Source organism: Massilia sp. ST3 (genome assembly GCF_018119405.1).
Lineage (GTDB): Bacteria > Pseudomonadota > Gammaproteobacteria > Burkholderiales > Burkholderiaceae_D > Telluria.
In genome coordinates, this window is sequence record NZ_JAGPWC010000032.1 from 16,058 (window position 1) to 33,392 (window position 17,335).

The following is a 17,335-nucleotide window of genomic DNA, read 5'->3' on the forward strand; positions in this document are numbered from 1 at the left end:
TGCGTGTGGGAGTGACAAAAATGCTTGTCGGAATGTTGTCGAATGTTGGATGGCGCACAGACCGGACGGGCAGGCGCAGGCAATCTTGAGTCCAGTTAAGCGGAACCGAGGTGTTGTCAGGGTGTCAAACGACACACAGCGACCCGGACCACACAGTCTCTCTCTTTCATTGGAGCTCAAGAATATGCATGCAACGACTCACCACAACGCGGCCCAAGGCGAAACCGGCGCAGTGCACACTTCCAGCAACTCGGCCCTGATCGAGCGCGTCCCGCCCCAGCCGACCGAGCGCGCCCCGATCTCGCTGGCGCCGATCGAGCGCGTCCGCTCGACCTCGGCCACGCAGCGCCGCATCGAGAACATGCAAAAGCTGATCAATGAGCTCTCGAACCACGAAATGCTGGCCGACGAGATCGCCTGGTTCCTCAAATTCTCGCCGTCGGGCGCCCGTAAATACATCCGCGACCTGCGCGAAGCCGGCGTCATCGAGCTGGCGCGCTACATCGAAGGCACCGCCACCTACCTGGGCAAGGCCGTGTACCAGATCTCGCCGGACCCGGAGCGCGTCAAGGCCTTCCTGGCCGCGATCTGCCAGCCGAAGCGCGAAGGCGCCACCCCGCGCAAGGAGCGGCCGGGCCTGCGCGAGCAGAACATGGCCGGCAGCGGCCGCCACTTCCACATCCTGGCCGACGACACCCACTACGCCATCCGCGTGAACCGCAGCCCGGTGACCCGCGATCCGCTGGTGGCTGCGCTGTTCGGCCCGGCTCCAGGCCAGACTGCCAAGGAACGCGCCTGAGTGCGCGCCCGGAGCCGGCGCGGCAGAGACCCGCGCCGGCTCCGGTCCGACGATCGCTGTCGTCATTCACCGCGCCCTGGGCGCGGTTTTGTTTTTTGGGCCGCGCCGATCCGGCGATGTTGGGTAAACAACTATTTGCACGAGGCACCTTGGAAACCGGTCAATAATCCTCACCTGTCCGCCATGCGACGGTCCCCGGACCGCCCGTTCAACCGATAAGGAGTGACGATGTTACCGAGTGCCGAAACGCTGCAGGGAAAACCCGTGCCGAACGTGACCTTCAAGGCGCGTCCCGACGACCAGTGGCGCGACCTGACCACCGACGAGCTGTTCAAGGGCAAAACCGTGGTCGTGTTCTCGCTGCCCGGCGCCTTCACGCCGACCTGCTCCTCGACCCACCTGCCGCGCTATAACGAGCTGGCGCCCGTGCTGCGCGCGAATGGCGTCGACGACATCCTGTGCATCTCGGTCAACGACGCCTTCGTGATGAACCAGTGGAAGGCCGGCCAGGACGCCGGGAACATCACCGTCATCCCCGACGGCAACGGCGACTTCACCGAAGGCATGGGCATGCTGGTCGACAAGCGCGACCTCGGCTTCGGCAAGCGCTCGTGGCGCTATTCGATGCTGGTGCGCGACGGCGTGGTCGAGAAGGTCTTCATCGAGCCGGACAAGGAGGGCGATCCCTTCGAAGTGTCCGATGCCGACACCATGCTGCGCTACCTGAACCCGAAGGCCGTGGTGCCCGAGCCGGTCGTGATGTTCTCGCGTCCCGGCTGTCCGCACTGCGCGCGTGCCAAGCGCGCGCTCGGCGAAGCCGGCATCGTGTTCACCGATATTTCCGAGGACCAGAAAATCACCACCAGCGTGCTGCGCGGCGTGACGGGACGCCTGACCTGGCCCCAGGTCTTCGTCGGCGGCCGCCTGATCGGCGGCGCGGACGAGCTGGCGGCCTGGCTGGCCGAGCGGGCGCAGTGACGGACGGCATGGCCATGGACACCCTGATCCTCGCGCTGCTCGCCACGGCGGTGCTGCTGGCCTGGCTGGTGCCGCACTGGCGCCGGCGCCGCGCGCTGGCGCGTCCGCTGCCGCCTGCCCAGGTGGCGGTGCTGGCGCGCAACGTCGCGCAGTATGCTGGCATGGACGGCAACCAGCGGCGCAAGCTGGCGCGCATGGTCCAGCAATTCCTGTTCGAGAAGAAATTCGTCGGCTGCGCCGGCCTCGAGCTGACCGACGAGATGCGCGTCACCATCGCCGGCCAGGCCTGCCTGCTGCTGCTCGGACGCGCCGCCGACGACGAACCGGCCGCGCTGTATCCGGCGCTGCACACGATCCTGGTCTACCCGGGCGCTTTCCTGGTGCCGCGCAAGGAGGTCGACGTGGCCGGCGTGGTGACCGAGGCGCGCCAGGACCTGCTGGGCGAATCCTGGGGCGATGGCCGCGTGATCCTGTCCTGGGACCATGTGCGGCGCGCCGGCCAGCCCGAGCCGCCGGGCCACAACGTGGTCCTGCACGAGTTCGCGCACCAGCTCGACAGCGAGTCGGGCAGCACCAACGGCGCCCCCTACCTGGGCAGCCGCGAGCGCTACCGCAGCTGGTCCGAAGTGCTGTCGCGCGACTTTGCCAACTTGCGCCACGACGCCATGTGGGGCCTGCCCGGCGTGCTCGACCATTATGGCGCCAGCAGCCCGGCCGAGTTCTTCGCGGTGGCCACCGAGAGCTTCTTCGAACAGCCGCACCAGCTGTCGATGCGCCATCCGGCGCTGTACGCGGAATTCCTCAAGTACTTCCGGATCGATCCGCGTCAATGGCAGAGCGCGCCGCCGCCCGTCACGCTGGAACCGGACCCGCCCGGCGTGGTCTACGGACAGTGGCGCTGACGCTGAGCTCATTGGGCTTAGGTGCGTCGGCGTACAGAGCGGAAAGCGCGACGGGAGCATGCTTGAGCCACCACGACCAGGAGGAACCGCTATGTCCACCATCATCGCAGGGCACGTACAGCTTCAGGAAGACGTCGAGCGCGCACGCCGCGCGTTGATCGACGCCGGGTTCGACGCCGACCGCATCAGCGGCTTCTATGTCAGCCAGCCCGGCCAGCACGACACGACCCCGCTCGGCGGCGACAACATCCTGTCGCCCGGGGCCAAGGAAACCCCGGAAGGGGTCGTGAAAGGTGTCGCCACCGGCGGCGCCGTGGGGCTCGCCATCGGCGCCGCCACGGCCCCGCTCACCGGGCCGCTGGGCCCGATCGTCGGCGGCCTGGTCGGCGGCCACGTCGGCTCGCTGTTCAGTTTCAGCAAGATGAAGGAAGCCGGCGAGGCCGAGAAGGGCGGCGACGGCGAGAACGCCATCCCGCCGCGCCTGACCGGCATGCTGGTGGCGGTGGCCTTCGACGATACCGGCCTGGAGGGCAAGGCCGTCGACATCCTGCGCCAGCTCGGCGCCGAGCGCATCGAGCGGGCCAAGGGCAACATCGTCGACGGCGACTGGGCCGATTTCGACGCCACTTGCCGGCCCGACGTCATCGCCTAGCGCCGGCGTCAAGGGCGATCTATTGATCGCCCTCAAAAGACCTACCTCAAGGCTTCCCTACACTCCCGATTTCGTGCCGCGCGCCCGGCGCGGCGGATTGAGACAAGGGAACCGATTCATGAGTAAACAAGTAGCCCTGGTGACGGGCGGACTGGGCGGGCTCGGCACGGCAGTGTGCCGTCGCCTGCACCAGGAGGGATTTCTCGTTGCAGCGACCTGTTCGCCGTCCAACGGCCAGCGCCATGCCTGGCTGTCGGCACAGCGCGACGAAGGCGTGGACGTGCTGGTGGTGGAGGCCGACGTGGCCGACGACGGCGCTTGCGCCAATGCCGTGGCGCGCGTGCTGGCCGAGACCGGCCGCATCGACGTGCTGGTCAACAATGCCGGCATCACGCGCGACCGCAGCCTGCGCAAGATGGCCGTGGACGACTGGCACGCCGTCCTCGGCACCAACCTCGACAGCGTGTTCAGCATGACGCGCCACGTGCTCGAGCAGATGATCGAACGGCGCTGGGGCAGGGTGATCAATATCTCCTCGGTCAACGGCCAGCAGGGCGCCTTCGGCCAGGCCAACTATGCCGCGGCCAAGGCCGGCATGCACGGCTTCACCAAGGCCCTGGCGCTGGAAGTCGCGCGCCACGGGATCACGGTGAACACCGTGTCGCCGGGCTACCTGGACACCAGGATGGTGCGCGACGTGCCGCCGCAGGTGATGAAGGAACGCATCCTGCCGGGCATCCCCGTCGGACGCCTCGGCGCGCCGGACGAGGTGGCGGGGCTGGTGGCCTACCTTGCGTCGGAGGGAGCGGGCTATGTGACCGGCGCGAATATCGCGATCAATGGCGGGCAGCACATGTGCTGACATAATCAGCGGCTATCCCGTAGGGTGGGCGGGTCCTCCCGCCCACGCGGTGATCGTTGGCGGTGCAGCTTTCGCGCACGAGATCGGAGCCGGCAACAATCCACGCGGGAGCCGATCGTCCATCACGCCGGCGCTGTCGGCGGCTTCGGCGCCTGCGCCTCGATCAGCTTGATCTGCTTGTGGATTTTCTCCAGCGCCAGCAGGATCGGCGCCGGCTGGCCGGTCGTCACCGCCCCGGCGAAGGCCAGCAGCCCGGCCACCAGGGTGGTGACTTCGCCGATCAGCCCGATCTTGCGGATCTTCTCCGCGGCATCGGCCGTGAGCGCCATCAGGTGGCTCTGCGGCTTGCCCAATCCTTTCACGATGACGATGGCGGCATCGGCGTACAAGCCATTGGCGCGCTGGCGCAGCAGGATCTCGTCTTCCAGCAGCGCGCGCATGGCAGCCTGCACCTTCTCCGGGACGCTGCCGCCGCCGTAGCTGCGGATCTCCTTCATGATGCGTTCGTGCAGCTGGTCGGCGCAGGACGACAGCTGGTCCGCCAGCTCGACCACCTGGTCGACGCTCGACAGGCCGCCGCCGGGCCGGTTCGCCGCCGGCGTATTCGTGGGCGCGGCGGCGTGGGAAGAAGGGGAAGGGTTCGTCATGGCAGGCCTCTCAATCGCCGGACAGGTTGTCGCGGATGGTGCGCAGGTCGCGGCCGTAGTTCGCGAGCAGGCGCCGGACTTCGTCGCTGGTCAGCTTGTTCATGTGTTCGCGCATCTTCTGGTGGCCGAGCGCCACCTTGGTCAAGCCCTGCAGCGTCAGTTCGTAGCGCCGGTCGATCAGCCGGTATTCGGTCGACTTGTTCAGGTAATGGACCTTGGCCAGGGTGACCAGCATGCGGTCGGCGCTGCGCGTCGAGAACGGGATCTCGACATCGAAAATGCCGAGCACGGTCTTCTTCTCATTCTCGTTGGTCTTGTAGTACAGGCGTGTGAGCGAGATCATGGCGTCGAGCAGGACCTGCACGTCGGCGTCGCCGTCGCGCACCATGGTCTCGACGCTGCGGTTCTGGTAGCCCGAGGCGATGACCCGCGTCAGCAGCCGGGTCAGGCCGGTATAGGCGGCGATGTGGCGCTGCTGCAGGCCGGAATCGGTATTCGCCTTCAAGCCATTGCCCAGGTCATCGATGCGCTCGGACAGGTCGTAGCGGCCGTCGCCCGCCAGCAGGCTGAGCGTTTGCATGTAGAGCACCAGGGTCTTCTGGATGGCGACGAAATCGTCGTAGACGGCGCGGCGCTTGGCGTCGTTCTCGCGCGCCAGCTTGTCGGCCGCGGGCGACAGGTAGGGCTGTTCGCGCTCGTAGGTGTCGCGGTAGCGGCGCGCCAGTTCGGAATAGCCGCCGAGGCGGGCGGAGGCGTCTGCGAACTCGCGCACCTCCTGCAGGCTGACGGGACCGGTCGTGGCGCAGCCGGCCAGCAGCAGGCTGGCGGCCAGGCCCAGGTGGATCGCAAGGCGATGGAGCATCGGAGGTCCTCCCGGCCGCGCAACGTGGCGGCCTGAACCTCCTCATTCTTTCAAACCCGGATCGGCCTGATCTTGCTGAGGGTCAACTAAGCGACTTTGGCGGGGTCGAAATGCGGATTCTGGATGACGCCGAACAGGTTGCCGAAGGGATCGCGCACGGTGGCGACACGGATGCCGTCGCCGACGTCGGCCACCGGCGACTCGACCGTGGCGCCGAGCTCCAGCAGGCGGGCGAGTTCGGCGTCGGCGTCCTGGGTACCCCAGTAGGCGGTGGCGCCGGCGGTGCCGGGCTGGCCGTCCGGGATCAGCCCCAGTTCGAAGCCGCCGATCTCGAAGCCGACATAGAAGGGCTGGTCGAAGTAGGGGGCCTTGCCGGCCACGCGTGCATACCATGCGGCGGCCTCGGCCAGGTTGGCGACGGGGTAGATGACGGTGCGCAGTCCTTGGATCATATCGGCTCCTGATGGGTGGGAAGCAGCGATGTTGCCTGACCGGCATGAGCTTGTCTAGCGGCCCCGGCGGTATTCTTCCAGCCAGCCGAAGGAGGCCTGGGTCTCGCTCAGGGGCAGGTATTCGCAGCCTACCCAGCCCTCATAGCCGAGCTCGTCAAGCAGGCGGAACAGGAAGGGAAAATGGATCTCGCCGGTGCCCGGCTGGTGGCGGCCGGGCACGTCCGCCAGCTGGATGTGGCGGATCAGGCCAAGGTGCTGGCGCAGGGTGGCGGCCAGGTCGCCTTCCATGCGCTGCATGTGGTAGATGTCGTACTGCATGAACAGGTTGGCCGCCCCGCACTCCGCGATGACCTCGGCCGCCTGCCGCGTGCCCGTCAAAAAATAGCCCGGCACGTCGCGGTCGTTGATGGGTTCGATGAGCAGCGCGATCCCGTGCTCGGCGCAGCGGGCCGCGGCGAAGCGCAGGTTGTCGACATAGGCCGCATGCGCCCGCTCGCGCGCCACGCCGTGCGGCAACAGGCCGGCCAGGCAATGCAGGCGCGGCGTGCCGAGTTCGAGCGCATAGTCCAGCGCCAGCGCCACGCTGTCCTGGAATTCCCCGACCCGGCGCGGATCGCAGGCCAGCCCGCGTTCCCCCGCCGCCCAATCCCCGGCCGGCAGGTTATGCAACACCATCTTCAGCCCTTGCCGATCGAGCCGCTGGGCAATGCTGTCCGCCTCCACCCCATACGGAAACATGCACTCCACCCCCTCGAACCCCGCCGCCCGCGCCAGCGCAAAGCGCTCCAGGAAGGGCGCTTCGTTGAACAGCATACTCAGGTTGGCGGCGAACTGGGGCATGGCTGAATCGCAAGTCGGCAAACCCCTATGCTACCGCAACCGCGCTCCAAGCCGCTCAACCGGGGTCAGAGTCGAATTGTTGGGCAATTCCTCAAAGTTGCCAAACAATTCGACTCCGACCCCAATTATTTTTCGAGCCCCTCAGCAATTTTTAAACGGCAGGCTATTGTCCGAGGGGGATAAATTGCTGAGCTTTACGTTTTCGCCGTTTTTCGTTTCCGCCCGGCGAAAAAATAAATAGGGTCAGAGTCGAATTGTTGGGCAATTACCTAAAGTTGCCAAAGAATTCGACTCTGACCCTAGTGGGATTCTCGGGAGAGAGGGGCCGCTCGGGGCGGCCGGGGAACAGATTAGCGGGCGCGCGCGGGGCGGGAGGCTTGCGGGGGGCGCGGGCCGCTGCGCTTGGCGCCGGCGGGGGCGCCGCCCGGGGTGCGCGGTTTGTTGCCGGGATTGCCCGGGTTGCCGCCACGGCCGCCGTTAGGACGGCCGCGGTTCGCGTGGCCCGGGGCGCCGCTGCGCAGCTGGATCGGCTGCGGCTTGGCGTTCATGTCCGGCTCGAAGCCCGGGATCACGTGACGCGGCAGGGTCTGCTTGATCAGCTTCTCGATGTCCTTCAGCATCTGGTGCTCGTCCACGCACACCAGCGACACCGCTTCGCCCGTCGCGCCGGCGCGGCCGGTACGGCCGATACGGTGCACATAGTCTTCCGGCACGTTCGGCAGGTCGTAGTTCACCACGTGCGGAAGCTGGTCGATGTCGATGCCGCGCGCCGCGATGTCGGTCGCCACCAGCACCTGCAGGCTGCCGTCCTTGAACTCGGCCAGCGCCTTGGTGCGCGCCGACTGGCTCTTGTTGCCGTGGATCGCCATCGCGCCGATGCCGTCCTTGCCCAGCTGTTCCACCAGCTTGTTGGCGCCGTGCTTGGTGCGCGTGAACACCAGTACCTGGTGCCACTTGTTCGACTTGATCAGGTGCGACAGCATCGGGTGCTTCTTGTCGCGGTCGACCGGGTGGATCTTTTGCGCGATCACTTCCACGGTCGAATTGCGGCGCGCCACTTCGATCGATTGCGGGTTGTTCAGCAGGCGGTCGGCCAGGGCCTTGATGTCGTCCGAGAAAGTGGCCGAGAACAGCAGGTTCTGGCGCTTCGGCGGCAGCAGGGCCAGCACCTTGCGGATGTCGTGGATGAAGCCCATGTCCAGCATGCGGTCGGCTTCGTCCAGGATCAGGATTTCGATCTTGCTCAGGTCGACGGTGCCCTGGCCGGCGTGGTCCAGCAGGCGGCCCGGCGTCGCCACCAGGATGTCCACGCCATGCTTGAGCAGCTTGATCTGCGGATTGATGCCGACGCCGCCGAAGATCACGGCGGAATTCAGGTTGGTGTACTTGCCGTACACGCGCACGCTTTCCTCGACCTGGGCCGCGAGTTCGCGGGTCGGGGTCAGGACCAGGGCGCGGATGGCGCGCGGCGCGGTCTTGTTGCGCAGGGTAGCGCCCACCTTGTCGGTCGACAGGCGGTGCAGGATCGGCAGGGTGAAGCCGGCGGTCTTGCCGGTGCCGGTCTGGGCGCCGGCCAGCAGGTCGCCGCCGTTCAGGACGGCGGGGATGGCCTGGGCCTGGATGGGCGTCGGGGCGGTGTAACCCTGTTCGGTGACCGCGCGGACGATAACATCGGACAAGCCAAGTGTAGAAAAGGACATAAATTCTCAGTAAAGAGTGGCCCGTCGCCATCGAAGGCGCCAGTCCAGGAACTCGGATCGGATTAGTGCAGGCGGGCGGCCGAGCCGCATCCCGCCCGGACGCTGCCGCAGTTCGACGATCGAAGGCTGCGGCTAGCCGGGATTATAGTGAAAATGTTTCACTATGGAAAGTTTTGTGGAGGACACGCGGATCGCGCGTGGCAGACAACCGGGGCACTTTCAGCCGATGGACGCGGGATGTCGCAAGCAAGTGCTTGCCGCCATCCCGGTAACACGGAGGGTATTTTACGCGAAAGGCGAGAGCAGCGGGATCAGCCCCCCAAATACCTTCGGGCCGGCGGCGATGACGTCGCCCTTGTGCAGGTAATCCGACTCGCCGCTGAACTCGCCGACGATGCCGCCCGCTTCGGTCACCAGCAGGGCGCCGGCGGCGATATCCCAGACCTTCAGGCCCTTCTCGAAGTAGCCGTCGATGCGGCCGGCGGCGACGTTCGCCAGTTCCAGCGCGGCCGAGCCGCCGCTGCGCACGCCGTGGCTGCGCGAGGCGACGACTTCGTACATGCGCAGGTACTCGGCCAGCGCGCGCGGGTCCGGGCCATGGCCGGCGGACAGCAGGGCGCGCGCGATGCGGTCGGTGCTGCGCACGCGGATACGCTTGTCGTTCAGGTAGGCGCCGGCGCCCTTGGTGGCGGTGAACAGGTCGTTGCGGACCGGGTCGTAAACCAGGGCCTGGGTGATCACGCCGCGCTGTTGCAGGGCGATCGAGATGCAGTAGTTGGGGTAGCCGTGCAGGAAGTTGGTGGTGCCGTCGATCGGGTCGATGATCCACACATATTCACTCTCGTCGTTCAGGTTGCTGGACGCGCCGCTTTCCTCGGCCAGGATCGCGTGACCCGGGTAGGCCTTCAGCAGGGTCTCGACGATCGCCTGTTCCGCCGCCTGGTCGACGTCGGTAACGAAATCGTTGTGTTGCTTTTCAGAGACGGTAATGCGGTCGATATCGAAGGACGCGCGGTTGATGACGGTGGCGGCGCGGCGAGCGGCCTTGATGGCCGTGTTGAGCATTGGGTGCATGGAGGCTTTTCCGTGAAAAAACGCGAACGGCCCACGAACGCACGCAGGCGCTGTGAACGGTCAGCTTTGAGAGTGAATTAAAGAGCAAAGCGGTGTCGAACCCGTTACAATCGCGAGCCAAAGTTTTGCAACCTCACCCGCTTTCGAACCGTTCGCACACCGCGCGATGGCGCTATTGTAAATGAACCCGACCCAAACCGACACTTCTCTTTTCACCCGGCTGCGCTTTGTGCTGGTCGAAACCAGCCGCGCGGGCAACATCGGCGCGGTGGCGCGGGCCATGAAGACGATGGGGTTCGGCGACCTGGTGCTGGTCACGCCCAAATGCGAGGATCCGCTGAACGATGCGGAAGCGGTGGCCTTCGCCAGCGGCGCGGGCGACGTGCTGCAGGGCGCCCGCATCGTGGGCAGCATCGGCGAAGCCCTGGAAGGCTGCAACTTCGCGGCCGCGGTGTCGGCCAGATTGCGCGAGTTCTCGCCGCCGGTCTGGACGCCGCGCGCCTTCTCGAGCCATGCGGCGGGGCTGCCGGAACTGCGCCCGGCGGTAGTGCTCGGCAACGAGCGGGTCGGCCTGCCGAACCACATCGTCGAGGGGTGCAACGTCCTGATCAACATTCCGGCCAATCCGGATTATTCCTCGCTCAACCTGTCGCAGGCGGCCCAGGTGCTGGCCTACGAGGCGCGCCTGGCGGCCACCGGCGACGGCGTCGACCTGCGCGGCGTGGGCTTCCATGGCGACGCGGCCAGCGTCACGCAGATCGAAGGCATGTACGCGCACCTCGAAGAAGCGCTGGCGGCGGTCGGCTTCCTCAAGGCCGGCAATCCCGGCAAGCTGATGCCGCGCCTGAAGCGCCTGTTCGCGCGCACCCAGCTGGAGACCGAAGAGGTCAACATCCTGCGCGGCATCGCGCGCCAGATCCTCAAGCACGCGCCGAAAAACTAGGCAAACAGTCTTTGCATCGCGGCGGCTAACTGCAAATATTGTTTAGTTCGAATCCGTAGCGGGCCCGGACCGCGTCCACGTAGCGCCGGCGCGAACTGCGCGCCCGATCGTGCGGCGCGAACGGGCTGCTGGCCCGGTCCAGCACATCCACCGCCTCCTTAAGGCGCGCCAGGTCGGCGGCCTGTGAGCCTGTCTCCTCGCGGATCACGCAGATGGCCAGCTCTTTCGCTGCGATGTCTTCCGGCAGGCCCGTCCGGGTGCACAGGCCGTAGGTCCCGTCCAGGAAGTGGCGCCATTCCTCGCGCAGGTGCGCCTCCAGGCCCGCGTTCAGTTTCGCATCCAGGCTGCGCAAGGGCAGGGCCGCCAGCGCCTCGCGGTAGCGGCGCGCGAACAGCGTGAACGGCGCCAGCTCGGTTGCTCCGAGCGCGCCGATCCAGGCTGCACAACCCTTCGCGTAATACGCGATCGCGTGTTCCTCGGCATGCGCGCCAAAGAAGGAATCGCAACCGAGCGCAAGGCGCAGCCGATAGGACGGCTGCGGCGTCGCGCCGTCGCGGACCAGGCTGTCGAGATGCGCGCCGCTCACGCCGGCGCAGGCCAGCAGTTGTTCGCGGGTGAAGAAATGCCGGTCGAGGTAGTCGATGAGTTCCATGAGGCCATGTTAGCCGGGTAGCGGCGCATGACGCTTCGCTGCGCATCGAAGCATGCTGCTAGACGAAGCCCTCTAATCCGGCCCGCTGGCGGGGCTTTCGTTTTATCCTACCCGTAGAAAAACACAAGAGAGAAGCATGGGGACATCACGCAGGACTTTCCTGAAAGCGGGCGGCCTGGCCGCCCTGGTGCTGGCCGGGGGCGGGGCCTGGTACCGCGCTACCCACGCCGGCACGCCGCACCGTTTCGCGCTCGACGGCGAAGCGCGCGCCGCGCTGCACGCGATCGCGCCGGCGATCCTGGCCGGCGCCTTGCCGCCGGAACCCGACCGGCGCCGCCAGGCGCTGGACGCCGCCGTCGCAGGCGTGCACACCGCCATCCTGGGCTTGCCGCCCGCCACGCAAAAGGAGGTGCAGGACCTGTTCGGCCTGCTCGCCCTGGCGCCGGCGCGGCGCCTGCTGACCGGGGTTTCCGATGGCTGGGAGAACGCCAGTCCCGAGCAGGTGAGCGCCTTCCTCCAGGACTGGCGCCTGCACCGCCTGGGGTTGTTGCGCACGGCCTACCAGGCGCTGCACGATCTGGTGCTGGGCGCCTGGTACGCCCAGCCGTCGACCTGGGAAGCGATCGGCTATCCCGGTCCGCTCAAGGAGCTGGCATGAGCAAGGAACTCATCATCCCCGACCCGATCGCGGCCGGCCTGGCGCGCGGCTGGAAGGTCATCGACGCTGCTTCCCTGGACGAGGACCGCGCGCTGGAGGCCGACGTCGTCATCGTCGGCAGCGGCGCGGGCGGCGGCATCAGCGCCGAGATCCTGGCCCGTTCCGGCCTGTCCGTGATCCTGGTCGAGGAGGGCTCCCTGAAATCCTCGCGCGACTTCAACATGCGCGAGGCCGAGGCCTATCCCGCGCTGTACCAGGAATCGGCGGCGCGCAAGAGCGCCGACAAGGGCATCGACATCCTGCAGGGCCGCACCGTAGGCGGCTCGACCACGGTCAACTGGACCTCGAGCTTCCGCACCCCGCCCGACACCCTGGCCTGGTGGCAGCGTCAGTACACGCTGCCCGGCGCCACCGTCGAGGCCACCGCGCCCTGGTTCGCCATGGCCGAGCGGCGCCTGAAGGTCGGCGACTGGCAGGCCGCCCCCAACGAGAACAACGACATCCTGCGCCGCGGGGCCGACAAGCTCGGCATCCCGACCGGCTTCATCCGCCGCAACGTGAACGGCTGCTGGAACCTAGGCTATTGCGGCATGGGCTGCCCGACCAATGCCAAGCAGTCGATGCTGGTGACGACGATTCCCGTGGCGCTCGACCATGGCGCGACGCTGGTAACGCGCGCGCGGGCCGAACGGCTGGCGATCCGCAAGGGGCAGGTCGAGGAACTGGTCTGCCATGCCCTCGGGGCCGACGGGCTGGCGCCCACGGGACGCGTACTGCGCCTGCGCGCGCGCCACTACGTGGTGGCGGGCGGCGCCATCAATTCGCCGGCGCTGCTGCTGCGCTCCGGCGCACCCGACCCCAGCGGCATGCTGGGCCGGCGCACCTTCCTGCACCCGACCCTGATCTCGGCCGCCTTCTTCCCCCAGCGCGTGGACGCCTGGGCCGGCGCGCCGCAGACCGTCTATTCCGACCACTTCCTGCACACCGGTCCGGTCGACGGGCCGATGGGCTACAAGCTCGAGGCGCCGCCGCTGCACCCGCTGCTGCTGGCCACCAAGATGAGCGGCTTCGGCCAGGACCACGCGGCGACCATGCGCGACTTCCCGCACATGCACGCCATGCTGGCCCTGCTGCGCGACGGCTTCCACCCCGAGTCGCAGGGCGGCCGGGTGCGCCTGCGCGCCGATGGCAGCCCGGAGCTCGACTATCCGCTGAACGAGTACTTGTGGGACGGCGCGCGCCGCGCGCTGCTCAGCATGGCCGAGATCCAGTTCGCGGCCGGCGCGCGCGAGGTCCAGGTCGGGCACGAGATGGCGCCGCGCTACGCCAGCTGGCAAGCGGCGAAGAAGGCCATCCCGGAACTGCCGCAGCGCATCCACCTGACGCGCGTGGTGTCGGCCCACGTGATGGGCGGCTGCGCCATGTCCGGCGACGAACGCCTGGGCGTGACCGACGCCGACGGGCGCTACCGCGGCCTGGCCAACCTGTCGGTGCACGACGGCTCGCTGTTCCCGACCTCGATCGGCGCCAACCCGCAGCTGAGCATCTATGGATTGACGACGCGCCTGGCCAGCACCCTGGCCGCGGCGCTGATGGGGCGGCCGGCGGAGCCCCTGGCATAGATCGATGAGCGCGCGCTGGATCCTCAGGCTGATCATCCTGGTGCAGGCGCTGGCGGCGCTCGGCATCGGGGTGGCGCTGAGCGAAGCCGGCGCCAGCCGCTGGATCGCCTTCGGCGCCGGCCTGGGCGCCGTGGTGCTGGTGCGCCTGCTCATCAACGCCAACAACTTCGTGATGAGCGCGCGCTGCGCCAGTCCTACACCGCATGAATTCCGCCTCGACCCGTTCGGCAGCCTGCGCCTGTTCGCCGAGGAGTTCATGTCCAGCATGCTGTACGCGAACTGGCACGGGCCGCGCGCGGTGCCGCGCACCCGCATTTATCCGTCCTCCACCTTGCCGCCGGTCCTGCTGGTGCACGGCTACGGCTGCAACAGCGGCTACTGGGGCCAGCTGGCGCGGCGCCTCGACGCCGCCGGCATCAGCCACGCTTCGCTCGACCTGGAGCCGGTCACCGGCGACATCGACGGCTACGCCCAACTGGTCCAGCATGCGGTCGAGGCCCTGCGCCGCGCCAGCGGGGCGGCGCGCGTGACGCTGGTGGCGCACAGCATGGGCGGCCTGGTGGCGCGCGCCTGGATGCGCGCCTACGGCACCGCCCACGTGGCGCGCGTGATCACCCTCGGCACGCCGCACCACGGCACCAGCCTGGCCGCCCTCGGCGTCGGCGCCAACGCGGTCCAGATGCGCCGCTCCAGCGCCTGGCTGCAGGCGCTGGGCGACGGCGAGAGCGCCGCCACGCGCGCCCTCATCACCTCGATCTACACCCACCACGACAACATCATCGCGCCCCAGACCTCGAGCGAGCTGGAAGGCGCGCGCAACCTGGCCTTCGGCGGCGTCGGCCACGTCGCCCTGGGCCGCAATCCGCGCGTGCTGGACGCGGTCATGCGCGAGCTCGCACGGCCCTAGAACCCCGCCATCCGGCCTACATCGCCGGAACCTCCGGCATGTTACAGTGACATCATTGCAGCATTCCGGAGCGTTCCGTGGCCCATATCCTCATCATCGAAGACAATCCGGCGAATATCGAGCTGATGTCCTTCCTGCTCAGCGCCTACGGCCACACGCCCCTGGCCGCGCCCGACGGCGCGCGCGGGGTGGCGGCGGCGCGCAGCGAACGGCCCGACCTGGTGGCCTGCGACGTCAACCTGCCGGGCATGGACGGCTACGCCGTGCTGGCGGCCCTGAAGGCCGAGCCGGAACTGGCCGCCATACCGGTCCTGGCCGTGACCGCACTGGCGATGGCGGGCGACCGCGAGCACGTGCTCGCGGCGGGCTTCGACGGCTACATCAGCAAGCCGATCGAGCCGGAAAGCTTCGTGGCCGAGCTGGAAGCCTTCCTGCCGCCCGCCGCCGAAGCGGCGTCCAGTGTGCTGCTGGTCGAGGACGACGGCTTCATGCTGGGGGTGCTGGCCGACATGCTGTCCGGCCAGGACTACCGGGTGCTCACCGCCGCCTCGGGCGAGGAGGCCCTGGGTGTGCTGGAACGCGAGCCGGTCGAGGTGATCGTGTGCGACCAGGATATGCCGGGCATGACCGGCACCGCGCTGCTGGCCGAGGTGGCGCACCGCTACCCGGCGTCGGTAAGGCTGATGCTGACCGGCCAGAGCGACCTGGCCGAGATCGAGGCCGCGATGGCGGCCGGAGTCGTGGACGCCCACCATGCCAAGCCGGTGGCGGCCGGGGAGCTGCGCGGCCATGTGGAAGAGGCGCTGCGCCTGCACCGCAGGCGCGCCTCCTCCCATGGCTTCCAGGCCGGGCCCCCGCTTTAGGCATACCCGCTTTAGAAGACTGTTTCTAGCGTGCGCCCCTACAATGCCCGGATCGCATGCAGCCAGAGACCATCATGACCAAGAAACTCACCCCTCCCGACGACGACGAGGCGCTCGCCCAGGCCGTCCGCGCGTCCGCCCGCCAGATCTGGCAGGCCGGTCTGGGCGCCTTCGCCAAGGCCCAGAAAGAGGGCGGGACCGCCTTCACCCGCCTGGTGCGCGACGGCAGCGAACTGCAGCGCTATGCGCGCGAAGTCGAAGACGCCACCGAGACCGTCAGCCGCTCGGCCGAACGGGCCAGCCGGCGCGGCACCAGCTCCTGGAACCAGCTCGAGCAGGTGTTCGAGGAGCGCGTGGCGCGCGCCCTGACCCGCATCGGCGCCCCGGCCGCGGCCGAGGTCGAGGCCCTGCAAGGGCGCGTGGCCGAGCTGGAAGCCCAGGTGGCCGAGCTGGCGCGGCGCCTGCCGCCGGCCGACGAACCGGGCGACGAGGCTGGTTGAAAGAAACCGTGAAAGGAGGCATTCTACGAACGACCGTTCGATGTTATCCTTTCAGGAACACACTTTAACCTCGTCCTTCATGCAACAGAAAGCTCCGCGCCGGACCCGTGAACGCATTCTCGAGCTCTCGCTCAGGCTGTTCAACGAATTCGGCGAGCCGAACATCACGACGACCGTCATTGCCGAGGAGATGAATATCTCGCCCGGCAATCTGTACTACCATTTCCGCAACAAGGACGACATCGTCAATTCGATCTTCGTCCAGTTCGAGGCGGAAATCGAGCGCATCCTGACGGTGCCGGCCGGACGCCGCTCCAACATGGAGGACGTGTGGCTCTACCTGCACCTGATGTTCGAGCTGATCTGGCGCTACCGTTTCTTCTACCGCGACCTGAACGACCTGCTGTCGCGGAACCGCAAGCTCGAGCTGCACTTCAAGGCCATCCTTGCGCACAAGATCAAGGTCGCGCGCCAGCTATGCGAGGACCTGCGCAGCGAAGGCTCGCTGGAAGCATCGGACCAGCAGATCGGCGCGATGGCGACCAACATGGTGGTGGTGGCAACCTACTGGCTGTCGTACGAGTACGTGCGCAATCCGCGCAAGTACAGCGAGCAGCAGGCGATCGCCGACGCGCTGGCGCGCGGCTGCTACCAGGTGCTGTCGATGGTTGGTCCCTACCTGCGCGGCGACACCCGCCTGCTGTTCGAGAAGCTGTCCGAGGAATACCTCAAGAAACTCTCCGCCGAGGCCCGTCCCGGCGCCGAATTCCTGTAAGCTTGCGCCCCATGAAAACCATCGCTGTCTACTGCGGCGCCTCGCACGGCGCCCATCCCGTCTACGCCGACGCGGCGCGTGAATTGGCGCGCGCGCTGGTGGAGCACAACATCGGCCTCGTCTATGGCGGCGGCAAGGTCGGTCTGATGGGCGTGATCGCCGACGAGGTGCTGCGCCTGGGCGGCGAAGCCACCGGCGTGATTCCCAAGGCCCTGGTCGAGCGCGAAGTAGGGCATGCCGGGCTGACCCGGCTGTTCGTGGTGAAGGACATGCACGAGCGCAAGGCCATGATGTCCGACCTGTCCGAAGGCTTCATCGCCATGCCGGGCGGGATGGGCACCCTGGAAGAGCTGTTCGAGATGGTGACCTGGGCCCAGCTGGGCATCCATGCCAAGCCGATCGGGCTGCTCAACACCCAGCGCTTCTACGACGGCCTGAAGGCCTTCGTGCGCCACCAATGCGAAGAGGGCTTCGTCAGGCCGGAGCATGAGGGGCTGATGATGATCGAGGAGGATCCTGGCCTCTTGATCCGCCGGCTGCGCGAGGCGGCGGCGCCGGCGGCGGGCGAGGATGTGGAAGGCGGGATCCTGCGAGGATAGCTTCACCTCCGCTTGCACACCGTCGTACGCGCCACTGGCGCCTACGAC

The 17,335-nt window shown here is 67.6% G+C and carries 20 protein-coding genes; 13 read left to right on the top strand and 7 right to left on the bottom strand.

Annotation, left to right across the window (positions count from 1 at the left end; genetic code table 11):
* The first annotated feature begins 184 nt into the window (after nucleotides 1-184).
* The 5 genes from KBW98_RS12885 (at nucleotide 185) to phbB (ending at nucleotide 4,193) form a co-directional block, all read left to right on the top strand.
* Nucleotides 185-799 (top strand): winged helix-turn-helix domain-containing protein, encoded by a 615-nt coding sequence (locus tag KBW98_RS12885; RefSeq protein WP_211520545.1) that lies wholly within the window; start codon nucleotides 185-187, stop codon nucleotides 797-799.
* Nucleotides 800-1,027: 228 nt separating this feature from the next.
* Nucleotides 1,028-1,777 (top strand): glutathione peroxidase, encoded by a 750-nt coding sequence (locus KBW98_RS12890; protein WP_211520546.1) that lies wholly within the window; start codon nucleotides 1,028-1,030, stop codon nucleotides 1,775-1,777.
* A 14-nt stretch (nucleotides 1,778-1,791) separates the two neighbouring features.
* Nucleotides 1,792-2,679 carry a zinc-dependent peptidase gene (locus KBW98_RS12895; protein WP_211520547.1) on the top strand — a complete coding sequence of 296 codons (888 nt, stop codon included), beginning with the start codon at nucleotides 1,792-1,794 and terminating at the stop codon, nucleotides 2,677-2,679.
* 91 nt (nucleotides 2,680-2,770) lie between these two features.
* Nucleotides 2,771-3,331 (top strand): hypothetical protein, encoded by a 561-nt coding sequence (locus KBW98_RS12900; RefSeq protein WP_211520548.1) that lies wholly within the window; start codon nucleotides 2,771-2,773, stop codon nucleotides 3,329-3,331.
* 118 nt (nucleotides 3,332-3,449) lie between these two features.
* Nucleotides 3,450-4,193, top strand: coding sequence for an acetoacetyl-CoA reductase (phbB, locus tag KBW98_RS12905; RefSeq protein ID WP_211520549.1), 744 nt, complete (start codon nucleotides 3,450-3,452; stop codon nucleotides 4,191-4,193).
* A 122-nt stretch (nucleotides 4,194-4,315) separates the two neighbouring features.
* On the opposite strand, the gene KBW98_RS12910 is transcribed toward phbB, so the two are convergent.
* From KBW98_RS12910 to KBW98_RS12935, 6 genes are all read right to left on the bottom strand, one after another.
* Nucleotides 4,316-4,840: a hypothetical protein gene (locus tag KBW98_RS12910; RefSeq protein WP_229429161.1), complete on the bottom strand. Its 525-nt coding sequence runs from the start codon at nucleotides 4,838-4,840 to the stop codon at nucleotides 4,316-4,318.
* A 10-nt stretch (nucleotides 4,841-4,850) separates the two neighbouring features.
* A complete protein-coding gene (locus KBW98_RS12915) occupies nucleotides 4,851-5,702 on the bottom strand; it encodes a hypothetical protein (protein WP_211520550.1) in 852 nt (283 codons plus the stop codon).
* An 86-nt stretch (nucleotides 5,703-5,788) separates the two neighbouring features.
* Nucleotides 5,789-6,154: a VOC family protein gene (locus KBW98_RS12920; RefSeq protein WP_211520551.1), complete on the bottom strand. Its 366-nt coding sequence runs from the start codon at nucleotides 6,152-6,154 to the stop codon at nucleotides 5,789-5,791.
* Between the two features lie 54 nt (nucleotides 6,155-6,208).
* Nucleotides 6,209-6,994: a hydroxypyruvate isomerase gene (gene hyi / locus KBW98_RS12925; RefSeq protein ID WP_211520552.1), complete on the bottom strand. Its 786-nt coding sequence runs from the start codon at nucleotides 6,992-6,994 to the stop codon at nucleotides 6,209-6,211.
* Nucleotides 6,995-7,344: 350 nt separating this feature from the next.
* On the bottom strand, nucleotides 7,345-8,694 hold the full coding sequence (locus tag KBW98_RS12930) for a DEAD/DEAH box helicase (RefSeq protein ID WP_211520553.1): 1,350 nt from the start codon (nucleotides 8,692-8,694) through the stop codon (nucleotides 7,345-7,347).
* A 285-nt stretch (nucleotides 8,695-8,979) separates the two neighbouring features.
* A complete protein-coding gene (locus KBW98_RS12935; RefSeq protein ID WP_211520583.1) occupies nucleotides 8,980-9,759 on the bottom strand; it encodes an inositol monophosphatase family protein in 780 nt (259 codons plus the stop codon).
* Nucleotides 9,760-9,949: 190 nt separating this feature from the next.
* Here KBW98_RS12935 and KBW98_RS12940 point away from each other — a divergent pair, with 190 nt between their 5' ends.
* Nucleotides 9,950-10,711 carry an RNA methyltransferase gene (locus KBW98_RS12940; RefSeq protein WP_211520554.1) on the top strand — a complete coding sequence of 254 codons (762 nt, stop codon included), beginning with the start codon at nucleotides 9,950-9,952 and terminating at the stop codon, nucleotides 10,709-10,711.
* A gap of 25 nt (nucleotides 10,712-10,736) precedes the next feature.
* Here the strand turns inward: KBW98_RS12940 and KBW98_RS12945 are convergent, their stop codons facing one another.
* Nucleotides 10,737-11,363 carry a DUF6058 family natural product biosynthesis protein gene (locus KBW98_RS12945; RefSeq protein ID WP_211520555.1) on the bottom strand — a complete coding sequence of 209 codons (627 nt, stop codon included), beginning with the start codon at nucleotides 11,361-11,363 and terminating at the stop codon, nucleotides 10,737-10,739.
* A 136-nt stretch (nucleotides 11,364-11,499) separates the two neighbouring features.
* Here KBW98_RS12945 and KBW98_RS12950 point away from each other — a divergent pair, with 136 nt between their 5' ends.
* From KBW98_RS12950 to KBW98_RS12980, 7 genes are all read left to right on the top strand, one after another.
* Nucleotides 11,500-12,021 (top strand): twin-arginine translocation signal domain-containing protein, encoded by a 522-nt coding sequence (locus KBW98_RS12950; protein ID WP_211520556.1) that lies wholly within the window; start codon nucleotides 11,500-11,502, stop codon nucleotides 12,019-12,021.
* Nucleotides 12,018-13,643: a GMC family oxidoreductase gene (locus KBW98_RS12955; RefSeq protein ID WP_211520557.1), complete on the top strand. Its 1,626-nt coding sequence runs from the start codon at nucleotides 12,018-12,020 to the stop codon at nucleotides 13,641-13,643. The genes KBW98_RS12950 and KBW98_RS12955 overlap by 4 nt, the downstream gene beginning before the upstream one ends.
* Nucleotides 13,644-13,647: 4 nt before the next feature.
* Nucleotides 13,648-14,550, top strand: a complete 903-nt coding sequence (locus KBW98_RS12960) for a triacylglycerol lipase (RefSeq protein ID WP_211520558.1) — start codon at nucleotides 13,648-13,650, stop codon at nucleotides 14,548-14,550.
* Nucleotides 14,551-14,627: 77 nt separating this feature from the next.
* Complete coding sequence (locus tag KBW98_RS24200; RefSeq protein ID WP_211520559.1) at nucleotides 14,628-15,413, top strand: response regulator; 786 nt, start codon at nucleotides 14,628-14,630, stop codon at nucleotides 15,411-15,413.
* A 74-nt stretch (nucleotides 15,414-15,487) separates the two neighbouring features.
* The gene (locus KBW98_RS12970; protein ID WP_211520560.1) at nucleotides 15,488-15,913 is read left to right on the top strand and encodes a phasin family protein; all 426 of its coding nucleotides are present in this window, start codon (nucleotides 15,488-15,490) and stop codon (nucleotides 15,911-15,913) included.
* Nucleotides 15,914-15,992: 79 nt separating this feature from the next.
* Entirely contained in the window at nucleotides 15,993-16,688 is a 696-nt protein-coding gene (locus KBW98_RS12975) for a TetR/AcrR family transcriptional regulator (protein ID WP_211520561.1), read from the top strand.
* Between the two features lie 11 nt (nucleotides 16,689-16,699).
* Nucleotides 16,700-17,287: a TIGR00730 family Rossman fold protein gene (locus KBW98_RS12980; RefSeq protein ID WP_211520562.1), complete on the top strand. Its 588-nt coding sequence runs from the start codon at nucleotides 16,700-16,702 to the stop codon at nucleotides 17,285-17,287.
* Nucleotides 17,288-17,335 lie beyond the last annotated feature (48 nt).

Coding starts and splice junctions, on each gene's coding strand:
- KBW98_RS12950 (WP_211520556.1), top strand. CDS start 11,500: ATGGGGACATCACGCAGGACTTTCCTGAAAGCGGGCGGCCTGGCCGCC.
- KBW98_RS12935 (WP_211520583.1), bottom strand. CDS start 9,759: ATGCTCAACACGGCCATCAAGGCCGCTCGCCGCGCCGCCACCGTCATC.
- KBW98_RS12885 (WP_211520545.1), top strand. CDS start 185: ATGCATGCAACGACTCACCACAACGCGGCCCAAGGCGAAACCGGCGCA.
- KBW98_RS12895 (WP_211520547.1), top strand. CDS start 1,792: ATGGACACCCTGATCCTCGCGCTGCTCGCCACGGCGGTGCTGCTGGCC.
- KBW98_RS12910 (WP_229429161.1), bottom strand. CDS start 4,840: ATGACGAACCCTTCCCCTTCTTCCCACGCCGCCGCGCCCACGAATACG.
- KBW98_RS12920 (WP_211520551.1), bottom strand. CDS start 6,154: ATGATCCAAGGACTGCGCACCGTCATCTACCCCGTCGCCAACCTGGCC.
- hyi (WP_211520552.1), bottom strand. CDS start 6,994: ATGCCCCAGTTCGCCGCCAACCTGAGTATGCTGTTCAACGAAGCGCCC.
- KBW98_RS12890 (WP_211520546.1), top strand. CDS start 1,028: ATGTTACCGAGTGCCGAAACGCTGCAGGGAAAACCCGTGCCGAACGTG.
- KBW98_RS12955 (WP_211520557.1), top strand. CDS start 12,018: ATGAGCAAGGAACTCATCATCCCCGACCCGATCGCGGCCGGCCTGGCG.
- phbB (WP_211520549.1), top strand. CDS start 3,450: ATGAGTAAACAAGTAGCCCTGGTGACGGGCGGACTGGGCGGGCTCGGC.
- KBW98_RS12975 (WP_211520561.1), top strand. CDS start 15,993: ATGCAACAGAAAGCTCCGCGCCGGACCCGTGAACGCATTCTCGAGCTC.
- KBW98_RS12915 (WP_211520550.1), bottom strand. CDS start 5,702: ATGCTCCATCGCCTTGCGATCCACCTGGGCCTGGCCGCCAGCCTGCTG.
- KBW98_RS12945 (WP_211520555.1), bottom strand. CDS start 11,363: ATGGAACTCATCGACTACCTCGACCGGCATTTCTTCACCCGCGAACAA.
- KBW98_RS12940 (WP_211520554.1), top strand. CDS start 9,950: ATGAACCCGACCCAAACCGACACTTCTCTTTTCACCCGGCTGCGCTTT.
- KBW98_RS12930 (WP_211520553.1), bottom strand. CDS start 8,694: ATGTCCTTTTCTACACTTGGCTTGTCCGATGTTATCGTCCGCGCGGTC.
- KBW98_RS12980 (WP_211520562.1), top strand. CDS start 16,700: ATGAAAACCATCGCTGTCTACTGCGGCGCCTCGCACGGCGCCCATCCC.
- KBW98_RS12960 (WP_211520558.1), top strand. CDS start 13,648: ATGAGCGCGCGCTGGATCCTCAGGCTGATCATCCTGGTGCAGGCGCTG.
- KBW98_RS12900 (WP_211520548.1), top strand. CDS start 2,771: ATGTCCACCATCATCGCAGGGCACGTACAGCTTCAGGAAGACGTCGAG.
- KBW98_RS12970 (WP_211520560.1), top strand. CDS start 15,488: ATGACCAAGAAACTCACCCCTCCCGACGACGACGAGGCGCTCGCCCAG.